The organism is Cardinium endosymbiont of Nabis limbatus, from assembly GCF_965196625.1.
Lineage (GTDB): Bacteria > Bacteroidota > Bacteroidia > Cytophagales > Amoebophilaceae > Cardinium.
Genome location: NZ_OZ239769.1, coordinates 616236 through 628553 on the forward strand (window position 1 = coordinate 616236; position 12318 = coordinate 628553).

General features: G+C 39.4%; 9 protein-coding genes. 3 read left to right on the forward strand and 6 right to left on the reverse strand.

Features of this window, described 5'->3' with window-relative positions:
* The first annotated feature begins 3 nt into the window (after window positions 1-3).
* Window positions 4-4299 (forward strand): DNA-directed RNA polymerase subunit beta', encoded by a 4296-nt coding sequence (gene rpoC, locus ACOALF_RS02910; protein WP_419241018.1) that lies wholly within the window; start codon window positions 4-6, stop codon window positions 4297-4299.
* A 112-nt stretch (window positions 4300-4411) separates the two neighbouring features.
* On the opposite strand, the gene gap is transcribed toward rpoC, so the two are convergent.
* The 3 genes from gap to ACOALF_RS02925 form a co-directional block, all read right to left on the reverse strand.
* Window positions 4412-5398, reverse strand: coding sequence for a type I glyceraldehyde-3-phosphate dehydrogenase (gap, locus tag ACOALF_RS02915; RefSeq protein ID WP_419241019.1), 987 nt, complete (start codon window positions 5396-5398; stop codon window positions 4412-4414).
* A 15-nt stretch (window positions 5399-5413) separates the two neighbouring features.
* Window positions 5414-6550, reverse strand: a complete 1137-nt coding sequence (locus tag ACOALF_RS02920) for a hypothetical protein (protein ID WP_419241020.1) — start codon at window positions 6548-6550, stop codon at window positions 5414-5416.
* A 183-nt stretch (window positions 6551-6733) separates the two neighbouring features.
* Complete coding sequence (locus ACOALF_RS02925; RefSeq protein ID WP_419241021.1) at window positions 6734-7930, reverse strand: hypothetical protein; 1197 nt, start codon at window positions 7928-7930, stop codon at window positions 6734-6736.
* Between the two features lie 494 nt (window positions 7931-8424).
* Between ACOALF_RS02925 and ACOALF_RS02930 the strand changes: the two genes are divergently transcribed.
* Window positions 8425-9492, forward strand: coding sequence for an ankyrin repeat domain-containing protein (locus tag ACOALF_RS02930; protein ID WP_419241022.1), 1068 nt, complete (start codon window positions 8425-8427; stop codon window positions 9490-9492).
* A gap of 70 nt (window positions 9493-9562) precedes the next feature.
* The gene (gene glyA, locus ACOALF_RS02935) at window positions 9563-10852 is read left to right on the forward strand and encodes a serine hydroxymethyltransferase (protein ID WP_419241023.1); all 1290 of its coding nucleotides are present in this window, start codon (window positions 9563-9565) and stop codon (window positions 10850-10852) included.
* A 36-nt stretch (window positions 10853-10888) separates the two neighbouring features.
* Here the strand turns inward: glyA and ACOALF_RS02940 are convergent, their stop codons facing one another.
* The 3 genes from ACOALF_RS02940 to ACOALF_RS02950 form a co-directional block, all read right to left on the reverse strand.
* A complete protein-coding gene (locus tag ACOALF_RS02940) occupies window positions 10889-11203 on the reverse strand; it encodes an AAA family ATPase (protein WP_419241024.1) in 315 nt (104 codons plus the stop codon).
* Between the two features lie 76 nt (window positions 11204-11279).
* A complete protein-coding gene (locus tag ACOALF_RS02945) occupies window positions 11280-11495 on the reverse strand; it encodes an AAA family ATPase (protein WP_419241025.1) in 216 nt (71 codons plus the stop codon).
* Between the two features lie 61 nt (window positions 11496-11556).
* Entirely contained in the window at window positions 11557-12312 is a 756-nt protein-coding gene (locus ACOALF_RS02950) for an ABC transporter ATP-binding protein (protein ID WP_419241026.1), read from the reverse strand.
* Window positions 12313-12318 lie beyond the last annotated feature (6 nt).

The window sequence follows — 12318 nt, forward strand, 5'->3', positions numbered from 1 at the left end:
CATATGAAGTTTAAAAGAAATAGGGCACAATCCACTCAATTTTCTGGTATTATTGCCAGTCTTTCCTCTCCAGAGGTGATTTTATCTCGTTCGTCAGGAGAGGTGACGCTACCAGAAACCATTAATTATAGAACCCACAAACCTGAAACCAAAGGGTTATTTTGTGAGCGTATATTTGGCCCTGTAAAAGATTGGGAGTGCCATTGTGGTAAGTACAAAGGCATTCGCTATAGGGGGATTGTATGTGATAGATGTGGTGTTGAGATTACAGAAAAAAAGCAGCGTAGGCAACGGGTTGGCCATATCGAATTGGTGGTTCCGGTAACCCATATTTGGTACTTTAGAGTCCTTCCTAGTAAAATTAGTTACTTGCTCGGTTTACCTACTAAAAAAATCGAACAGATTGTATACTATGAGCGCTATGTAGTGCTTCAACCTGGTATTAAAAAAGAAGATGGTATAGCGGTGATGGATCTTTTATCCGAAGATGAATACCTCGATATACTAGATCAGCTGCCGCCAGATAATGCCTTACTCAGTAATTCAGATCCCAATAAATTTATCGCTTTAATTGGTTCAGAAGCGATTGAAGCAATTTTAAAAGGGCTTGACTTAGAAAAGCTTTCAGTTGATTTGCGAGAGCAACTGCTTACTGACGCCTCTCAACAACGTCGTTTGGAAATCGTCAAAAGGCTAAAAATTGTAGAAGGATTTAGGGATGTCTATAAAAAAGTAGAGAACCGTCCGGAGTGGATGGTGATGCGTATATTGCCTGTGATTCCTCCTGAATTGCGTCCGCTCTTTTCTTTAGGGGGTGGTAAATTTGCTACTTCTGATTTAAATGATCTGTATAGAAGGGTTATTATTAGGAATAATAGGCTGAAAAGATTACTAGATATTAAAGCGCCTCAGATCATTGTACGCAATGAAATGCGTATGTTGCAGGAAGCGGTAGATTCTTTATTTGACAATTCCCGTAAGGTAAATTTTGTTGCTTCAGAAGGCATTCGGCCCTTAAAATCCCTTTCAGATATGTTGAAAGGTAAGCAAGGCCGATTTAGACAGAATTTGCTTGGTAAGCGCGTAGATTATTCCGGCAGATCTGTTATCGTAGTAGGCCCTGAATTGCGTTTGCATGAATGCGGGTTGCCTAAAGAGATGGCGGTGGAGCTATTTATGCCTTTTATCATACGCAGGCTTATAGAGCGTGGTGTAGCAGAAACCGTAAAAGTTGCCAAAAGATTAATAGAAGAAAAGGATCCTGTTATTTGGGATGTATTAGAGAATGTATTAAAAGGCCATCCTGTATTGCTGAACCGTGCACCAACCCTGCACCGATTGGGTATACAAGCTTTTCAGCCTAAATTGATTGAAGGCAAAGCCATTCAATTGCATCCTTTGGTTTGTACCGCTTTCAATGCCGATTTTGACGGAGACCAAATGGCCGTTCATGTGCCCCTTGGACAGGAAGCCATTGCTGAGGCTTCGTTGCTGATGTTGGCATCCTATAATGTATTGAATCCTTCCAATGGCATTCCGATTACCATTCCATCCCGTGATATGATTTTGGGATTGCATTACCTAACCAAAGGAAGGCGCAGTACGCTAGGCCATGCTGTAGCAGGAGAAGGCATGGCTTTTTATGCGCCTGAAGAAGTATTGATTGCATTGGCACATGAAAAGGTTTCTAAGCATGCGTATATCAAACTGCGTTTGCCTAGTGTTGATGCAGATGGGGCCGTCCAATATACTTTAATAGAGACCACCGTTGGGAGGGTAGTATTCAACCAATGTTGCCCAGCTGGTATGGCATTTGTCAATGAAACGCTTAATGTAAGAAACATGCAGCGCATTGTAACCGATATGTATAGCCAGTTTGGTACAGTGGTTACCGTAGCCTTTTTAGATAATATTAAAGCGTTAGGCTTTAACACCGCATTCAATGCAGGCATGACGATTGGGCTGGATGATGTGAAGATACCAGCCAATAAGCATGAGCTCATTGCACAAGCTACTACAGAAGTTGAGTCCATTTGGGGTAATTACATGTTGGGTTTAATAACGGATAATGAAAGATATAATCAAGTTATTGATGTTTGGACCAGAACCAATACCCGTATTACCAATCAACTTATGGAACAGTTGGAGCAAGACCAAGATGCCTTTAACTCCGTTTACATGATGATGATTTCTGGTGCAAGGGGTTCCCGTGAGCAGGTGCGTCAGCTAGGTGGTATGAAAGGGTTGATTGGTAGGCCTCAAAAAAGCACACAAGGTGCAGTAGGAGAAATTATTGAGCATCCTATTATTTCTAACTTCCAGGAGGGATTAAATGTGATTGAGTATTTTATTGCCACACACGGTGCGAGAAAAGGATTGGCTGATACCGCCTTAAAAACAGCGGATGCAGGTTATCTAACTAGGAGGTTGGTAGACGTCGCACAAGATTTAACCGTTGTGGAAGAAGATTGTGGTACCCTGAAAGGCATTCGTGTAACCGCTGTAAAAGTTGAAAATAGGGTGGTTGAATCCATTTCAGAACGCATTCTCGGGCGTGTGGTTGTAGAGGATATTTTGGATCCGCAAACAGGCACCTTATTGATTGCGCGTGGAAATGGCATTGATGAGCAGATTGCCGCTCGCATAGAGCAGGCTGGCTTAGAAGAAGTATTCGTACGTTCTGTTTTGACATGTGATTTGTCTCAAGGTGTTTGTGTAAAATGTTATGGTCGCAACCTAGCCACAGGTAATATGGTATCTGTGGGCGAGGCAGTTGGTGTGATTGCCGCCCAGTCTATTGGCCAGCCTGGTACACAGCTTACCATGAGAACCTTCCATGTGGGGGGTATTGCCTCTAACGTTACAGTGGATGCCAAAGTCAAAGCAAAGTATGCAGGTATTATAAACTTTGAAGACTTGATGGTTACAAGCTATATAGATTCAAACAATCAGGCTGTAGAAGTCGTTATGAGCCGATCTGCTGAGTTGCAAATTTTGGATGTAGATACAAGAAAAGTATTAACCAGTACCCATTTGCCATATGGTTCCCATCTTAAAATAAAAAACAATCAAACGGTAAGTTACGATCAAGAACTTTACCATTGGGATCCTTATAACGTTGTCTTACTGGCCACCCAAGATGGGATCGTTAATTTCTTAGGGCTTGAAGAAGGCGTTATCTATCAAGAAGAGTTTGATGAACAAACAGGCCGTAAAGCCAAGGTGATGATTGAGTCTAGAGATAAGACGAAACATCCAAGTGTGGTTTTATGCGATGATGCAGGGGTAACCATTGCCTCCTATACCCTTCCTGTTAAAGCACAATTGGCCGTAGAAGTAGGTGATAAAGTGCATAAAGGAGAAGTATTGGCTAGAGTGCCGCGTATCATTAATCAATCTCGAGATATTACGGGTGGTTTGCCTCGTGTAGTGGAGCTTTTTGAGGCCAGAAAACCTGCCAATACTGCTTTTATCAGTGAGTTGAGTGGCGTGGTCACTTATGGGGGCATTAAAAGAGGCAATAGAGAAATCTTTATTGAATCTAAAGAGGGCATACAGGTCAAATATATGATCCCATTGTCTAAGCACATCTTGGTCCAAGACAACGATTATGTTAAAGTAGGAGAGGTGATCACAGATGGTGCAGTAGCTGCTGCTGACCTTTTGGTTACAAAGGGACCATTGGTTGCTCAAGAGTACATCATGAATGAGCTACAAAGCGTTTACCGTTTACAAGGTGAGAAAATCAATAATAAACATATTGAAATCATCATTAAGCAGATGATGCGCAAGGTAGAGGTAACCGATCCAGGGGATACGACCATGTTGCATGGGCAAATTGTAGATAAGGTTAAATTCTTTGAAGAGAATGATCGGATTCGTGATAAGTCTATTGTGCGCGCACCTGGAGATTCCAAATTATTTAAACAGGGGCAATTTGTTTCTTCTAGTAGATTATTACAAGAGAATGACAAACTTAAGCAGCAAGGATTGCTGCCTGTAGAAGCCAGGCCAGTAGAGTTGGCCGTTGCGCAACCAAAACTGCAAGGTATTACACAGATCTCCTTGGCTACCGAGAGCTTCTTATCGGCGGCTTCTTTCCAAGAAACGGCTAAGGTATTAAGTGATGCAGGTATTAGCGCCAAGTATGATAAGTTAAAAGGATTGAAAGAGAATATTATTGTAGGCCATTTGATTCCTGCTGGAACGGGTATGCGGCGTTATGAAAATTTGCTTGTAAACGCTAAAAGCGACTATGAGGCTTTGGTTGCTGCTAAAGCTGGTGCAACAGCAGGGTAGGGATGCCGAGATATGAATAAAACGAATGCTTGTTCAGCGGGAAAACAGAACTCGCCCATTATGTGGGCTTCAAAACAGCTGTTTTTCTGATCCGCTGAGCAACCATTTGGCTTTAGAGCAACCTGACCACATCTACCAGCCGATGGGCATAGCCCCCTTCATTATCGTACCAACTTATTACCTTGGCTAATTTACCATTGACGTAGGTTAGCTTTCCATCTACAATAGAAGAATAGGTGCTGCCTATTACATCTACAGAAACAATGGGCTCCTCTGTATAGGCCAATATATCTTTAAGCGGTCCTTGAGCTGCTTGGCAGATGGCTTGATTTAAAGCTTCCTTGGTAGTTTCTTGTTTTAATAGGACTGTAAAGTCAACTACTGAACCATTCGAGACCGGAACACGCATAGCCATACCATCTAATTTGCCATCTAAATGCGGCATTACCAGCCCTATTGCTTTGGCAGCACCTGTAGAAGTGGGAATAATAGAAAGCCCAGCTGCCCTGGCTCTTCTTAAATCACTATGTGGTGCATCTTGCAATGATTGATCAGCTGTATAGGCATGAATGGTATTGATGACGCCCTGTTCTATACCAAAATGATCGTCTAATACTTTGGCAACTGGTGCCAAACAATTGGTTGTACAAGACGCATTCGATAGAATAACCGGTTTTGTTTTTAAGATAGCATCATTAATACCCAGCACAACGGTAGGAATGGCTCTATCCTTAGCAGGTGCAGAAAGCACAACCTGTTTGGCCCCTGCAGTCAAATGGTTACTGGCACCCTCTTGGTCTAAAAAACGCCCTGTAGCCTCTATAACTATATCCACACCTAGCGTGTTCCAGGGCAGCTCAGCTGGATGAGGCAATGCATAAACATGGATGCGCTTGTTATCTATCGTTATGCTGGTATCATCAAATGCAACCCTTCCTTTAAAGGGACCATAGTTGGAATCATATTTCAACAAATGGGCCAAAGTAGCACTATTTGCTAGGTCATTAAGCGCAACTACCTCTAGATCGCTATAGGCTAAAAGGTTACGCAAGGCCAATCGACCAATACGACCCAATCCATTAATTGCAATTTTTTTCATCATTTAGGGTTTAAATTAACTTAAAAGTTTGTCAAGTTTCTTTAATAAGCTGGTTCTATACCCGATTCCTATTAGTAGACCTATCCTGCCCTTGTTCCATCCACTCAATGATTTAGGATTGTTACAAAGAGTAAGAGCCAGATCTTTATTGTCTTTGTAAAGTATAATCATTGTTTCCAATAGTCCAATACGTTCATCCTCGCTAAATCCTGTAAAGAAAACCTTGAAGAAATTTTTAAGACTCCCTAAGCCTGTTTGATTAAACAATTCTTTTAAATAGTTTTGGTCTGATTGAGAAAATATATTTATCAAGTTTAAAAACCGTTTTCTTTCATCACCTTTTAATGGTAATTTAGTCCCCCAGCTATCTTGTGGTGTATCATCCCCTTTCTTTTGTTGTATTTGCTGCTGTTCTTTAATTAACTGGCTTATATCTTTTGGTTTTTGATCAGGAGGTGGTGCGGTAGCATCTGTTTTTTGATGGGCAGGTGGTGTAGTAGTATCCGTTTTTTCGTGAGGAGGCGGTGTAATAACATCCGCTTTTTGATGCGCATGTGGTGTGGTAGCGCCTGTTTTTTGATGTGCAGGTAACATTGTCGTATCACTTTGCTGCATAAGATTTTTAAGAACCTTTTTCCGTCCGTCATCTGCAAGGTTAAAGAATTTTTCTTTATTCGAATCATCTAACTGTTTAAATGCGGTAGGGAACTTCAATGCAATAAGCTCGTCCACCTCATCTTGGCTACCTGCCTGGTCTATATTATTTTTTAATGCAATGGCTTCATTTTTTGGTAATATTGCAAGTAAATCTCTATACATTTGCGTTCTTTCATACCTTTGGTGTATAAATTTTTCTAAATCATCTTGGTTTTTGATGTGATTGATTGCTTCTTCTAGCTTCTTTTGTGCACCATCATTTTCTGCTATGTCAAATAGCTTGCGGTAACGCTCTTTAGCCTTTTCAGAGATATTACGGACCAATTCATTGCGCTTGGGTATAAGCTCTTTGCGTACACCAAAACAACCTGTGAAAGGCAAATAGGCTATAGCTACCGCATAAAATAAAAAATAATGCAGGAAACATGAAGCGCTTTTCTGTTTTTTTCTATTTAACATATGGTTGCTATATAATAAAATATAGGCCCTTGCCATATAATGTCTAAGGGGCCTTCTTGTACAAATTTATCCTTAAATTTAGGGATTTTTGTAGGTTCACAGTAGTAAAATAGTATGGTTTATCTATTTTTTTAGTGACGTTTGTATAGATCTTGCTCTTTTTTATTAATTTTTTCCATTTAATATTAAAATAAAAAGATTATTTGGTCTGTTTTATCATCAAGATAGAAAATCCAGAACCTTAAAAAATAAATGTACTCCTTCCCACTTTATGTGGTACAGGATAATACCCCGTTCCCAGTAGCTGAGTGATTCAGGTGTGTTGCACAGCTTAATAGCGAGTGTTCGATTCCGTCTGTGAAGATAAATCATATTTTGGAAGACTTTCATACGTTCTTCTGTATCCAATGCGTTAAAGCAGGCATATAACAACGTATTAAGATTCTCAGGCTCTACTGCACTGAAAAGGCTTTGTAAATCTTTTAGATCTTCTGAGTTAAATGGTGTTATAAAAAGTAAAAATTCATTTCTTTGCTCACCTTCTAGCAGCAAGAGGTCCCCCCATTCATCTTGTTGTGCTTCATTTTTCTTTTGTTGTGCTTCGTCGTCTTTGGCGGTTTCTTCAAGTAATTTATCTATATCTAGTTGGGTACCTGATGTAGTTGCATCACTATCATTTGGTTTTGGTAGGCTGGATGCAGAAGCGTTTTGTTCTTTTGGGCGCATAGAAATGCCACTAACTTTTTTAAAGAATTCTTGACGTTTCGCATCTGAAAGTTTAGATATTTTTTCTTTTTGACTATCGTCTAACGCTTTCAATGGAGTAGGGAGTTTCGATGCAATAAGTTGCTTTATCCCATCTGAGTTGGTAGCATTAATAATATTATTTTTTAATGCAATGGCTTCATGATCTGATAATACCTCAAGTAAATCTATATAGTCTTGCTGCGTTTGCATATCAGTAGCTCTAATCATCTTCATTTCACTGAAGCGTTGATTGACAAGTTCTTTTTGATGATTTACTTGTTTATCTATATCATCTATATCAAGGCATTTATCAAACGCTTGTTTTAAGGTGGTCCGTTCAGGTTTCGGCAGCAACTGAATGAGCTTATTGTAATCTATATAATTTTGATACAATGCTTCTATAGATTTTTTGAGTTGCGCTTTCGTTGAGATTTTATAAATTACTTTCTTTAAACGCTCTTTTCCGTCATCATCTGCCATTTGAACCAGTTTGAGGTACTGCTCTTTGATGCTTTTAGGTAGGTTGGCCAAAATTAAATTGGGTTTAGGCATCAACTTTTCTCGTATACAACCACACCTAATGAATGGTAAACAGGCTAGAACTAGGGTGTAAAACAAAAAATAATGTACGAAACATGAAACACGTTTTTGTTCTTTTCTATTTAACATATAGGTTCCGTAGGGATAAGATAGTAAATGTAAATAGTATGTAACTATGTTGAAAGAAACCTATCTACAATAATTAAGTAGAGCATGCCTAGCTGCTTATTTAGAATGTACCTATTAATCTTACAAAAAAAACTATAACTTGGCAACCATTACTGAGTGGTTTCGGTTACCTATAACTGTTTTTTTGCATCTTGCTATACTATAATCCTGACAGTTGCTAGATAAGCTTTTCTGTAGGAACAAAGCGGCCATTTTTTTAACTAAATATTATTGTATATATTTGCACCATTACTTAATGGGAAGCGTTTTGTAGTCCTAAAAACCAAATCTTTATATTCCATCCTTTTCTTGCACAATATAAAGGCTCTGGCATCGCCTTTAGCAGGAGTGTAGGGAGCTCATTACTTAGTCATTCAGTGCATATGCAACCTTTGTTCTTTTTTTACTTTTCTAAAAGATATTTAAATATACTTGCCTTTTTGTGGATTTTATCTATGAACGGCGTTGTATATATCCATGCTAGAACAGCAGCAAATATAGCTCCGCTAGCCAACAAGCCATTTGCTGTGGATAAAGCGCTTATATGGGCGATTCAAGAGAATGATTTAGAAAAGGTTACTGCTTTATTATCTGATGGTAAAAATGTTAATAATCAAGATTTTTTAGGATATAGCCCATTGCATTATGCTGCTAAATATGCTCAGGCAAGCATTGTAGCCTGCCTTATTGAAGCCCAAGCTTCATTAAATCAAAAAAGTGCTAAAAATGGCCATACGCCTTTATTGCTTGCCATTCGAAGGGGGCATAAAAAGATTGTATCGCTTTTGCTAGCAGCTGGTGCCAAGCCAGATATTGTAAATCATCAAGGGTATAATGCATTACAACTGGCCGTTCGAAACGATAGAAAAGATCTTGTGCAATTGTTATTGCAGGCAGGTGCTACTTATGAAAGTGGGACTAGTCCTTTATTGATGGCCATTAAAAGGCAGAATTTCCCAATTGTTCAACTGTTGTTGCAGCAAGAAGAAATGGTTGAGACACGTGATAAAAAGGGATATACGGAGTTGCATTGGGCGATTAGGCAAAATGTAGTGGCGATCTTTCGAGCTTTATTAAAGTCTGGCCGTTTTAATGTTAATGCACAAGCAGACAACGGTGCTACGCCCTTGCATCTTATAGCTGCAAATAAAAGAAGTAAGAGTAAGTTATTAAAAGCTTTGCTAGATGCCCCTTTATTAGAGGTAAATGTACAGGATTGTACAGGGAGTACCCCCCTTCATTATGCAGTAGCTACTAATCACCTAAAGGCTGTGAATGGCTTGTTGCGTTATGCCTCTATTGATGTGAATCTACAAAACAACCTAGGCCAAACCCCTTTACACTATGCGGTTCAATGTCAGCATGTGGCTGTTGTAAAACAACTATTGAAACGTGTTGGAAAGGGTGTGTTTATACAAAATAAAAAAGAGATTACACCGTTAGAACTTGCGGCTATGCATCAAAACAACGCTACCATTTATAACCTAATACTAGCCCATATAAGCCTTTTAGGTGTTGATTAACCCTTATGCTAGAAAGAGGTTTCTGCAATAGGCTGATTACATTTTCAAGCACTTTATTATACATTTTGAGATGATCAAAGAAGATTCAGTTATTCTTGCACTGATAGCAAAAGAAAAAATACGTCAAGAAGAGGGGTTAGAATTGATTGCTTCTGAAAATTTTGTTTCTGCTCAAATTGCTGCTGCAACCGGAAGTATTCTAACCAACAAATATGCAGAAGGGCTTCCAGGCAAACGCTATTATGGTGGTTGTGATGTCGTGGATGAAATAGAATCTTTAGCTATTGAACGGGCCAAGGCATTGTTCCATGTGGATTGGGTCAATGTGCAACCCCATTCTGGTTCACAGGCAAATGCAGCTTTGATGATGGCGGTTTTGAAACCTGGTGATAAAATTCTGGGGTTCAATTTAGCCCATGGTGGCCACTTAACCCATGGCTCGCCTGTAAATTTTTCTAGTAAGTTGTATCAATCTTTTTTTTATGGTATACACCCAGAGACGGGTTTGATTGAATGGGAGGAAGTGGCACAAAAAGCAAGAGCGATACAACCTGTTATGATTATTTGTGGTGCCTCTGCCTATAGCCGTGATTGGGATTATGCTCGATTACGGGCTATTGCAGATGAAGTAGGTGCCTTTTTATGGGCAGACATTGCCCATCCTGCAGGTCTGATTAGCCAGGGGTTACTCAACAATCCTTTTCCTTATTGCCATTTTGTAACCACTACAACCCATAAAACATTACGAGGGCCTCGAGGTGGTATGCTACTTATGGGAAAAGATTTTGAAAATCCTTTTGGCAAAACCAATGCGAAGGGGGTAGTCCAAAATATGTCTGCTTTACTGGATGCGGCTGTTTTCCCTGGAACCCAAGGTGGGCCGCTTATGCACACGATTGCTGCGAAGGCTATGGCATATTTCGAAGCTATGACCAGCGATTATAAAGCCTATGTGATACAAGTGCAAATAAATGCAAAAGCGATGGCACAAGGATTAATGGACAAAGGATATAAAATTGTATCTGATGGAACAGATAACCATCTATTGTTACTGGATTTATCTAGTAAAAATATCACAGGTAAAAAAGCGGAAGCCGCCTTACAAAAGGCTGCGATTACCACTAATAAAAACTTAATCCCTTTTGACCATACCACTCCACAAGTTACCTCAGGTATCCGGTTGGGAACGGCTGCTGTAACGACTAGAGGGTTGGTCGCCTCTGATATGCTGTTGGCCGTAGAATGGATCGATCGTGTTCTTAAAAATATTGACAATGAATCTAAAATTAAATCAGTAAAGGAAGAAGTCAATAGCTATATGCGCCACTTTCCGCTCACAATGGTTGATCATTCGAGGTAGTTGAAAGGTGATCTATTTACCGAGAAGCTTTATAGCCTATTCCTTAGTATTTAAATAATCTGAATTACCGTAAGCTTTGTTTAGTGGGGTATCATATTCATCTATCAAAATATAGACTTTTTGACTATGGTGTTGGTAGAGGCATTGACTCAGGAGCTTTAGTGAATCCTCTAAATCTTCCTGGTCGGCAGATTGATCAATAATAGATTCAAATGTTTTTAACTGTACCGTATTAAGCTTTTCACTATTTAATAAATACTCAAATGAGCTAAACAGGAAAGCTATCTGTTTACCTATTTTATTGTAAGCTCCTTGAAAACTGTTTGAATTGACATCCTTAAAGCTTATCATAATGACAGGGTATTTACCTTGATAAGTCTTCAGATAATCTACCTTCCTTTAATTTACGAATAGCTAAATTATCAAATCAACCTGCTGTACTGAGTCCATTCACCTCTGAGGCAAAAAAATGGTACAGCATAGACATATTCAGTGTCTTACCCCAACGACGAGGACGGGCGATTAACCTAACCTCATCGCCCTTATTAAGGAATTCAGCAATTATGGATGTCTTATCGCAAAATAGGTAATCGTTGGATACCAACTTATGAAAGTTACTCACTCCAATTGGTAATTTTTTCATGATGTGAAGAGTTAAAACTATTGAATTAAGTTGATGCCACTGATTTAAACCAATTCGATAATCAATCTTGTTTCTTGTATAGCAGTTCTTTAATCTTTCCAACAAATAGAAAGTCCTCTAGCTCCGCTAGTTTGGTATGTAAAATATCCTTAGAGCTGCCTTCCCATAACTTTTTACCCTGGTAGAGGAATAAGATAAAATCACCGAGGGATAAAATAGTGTTCATATCGTGGGTAACCACTACTGTGGTCATTTTGTAGGTGTAGGTTACCTCAGCAATTAATTCATCTATTTTAAGTGCAGTTTGTGGATCTAGCCCTGAGTTGGGTTCATCACAAAAGAGGTATTTAGGGTGGTTTACAATGGCTCTAGCAATGCCAGCCCGCTTTTTCATACCGCCACTTAGCTCATTGGGCATTTTGTGCTGCACATCTGGTAGACCAACCTGTAACAGACACTCATGTACACGATCTTTTTTTTCAGCTGTGCTCATATTGGTCAGTACATCTAATGGGAAGCGAACATTTTCTTCTATATTTTTAGAATCAAATAAAGCACTCCCTTGAAAGAGCATGCCCACTTTTCTTCTTATTTCGGTTTGCAGCAGCTTATCACCATGGACTAGATCACGCCCATCAAAAAGCGAAAAGCCCTTATCTGGCATAACCAAACCAAGCAAACATTTCACCAAAAGGCTTTTGCCCGTTCCACTTGCACCGATTACTAAACTTATTTGCCCCGTTTTAAATAGCCCACTTACACTATCTAGGACCATTTTATTATTAAAGGATTTAGAAATATTCTCAAAGGCAATCATAAAAGA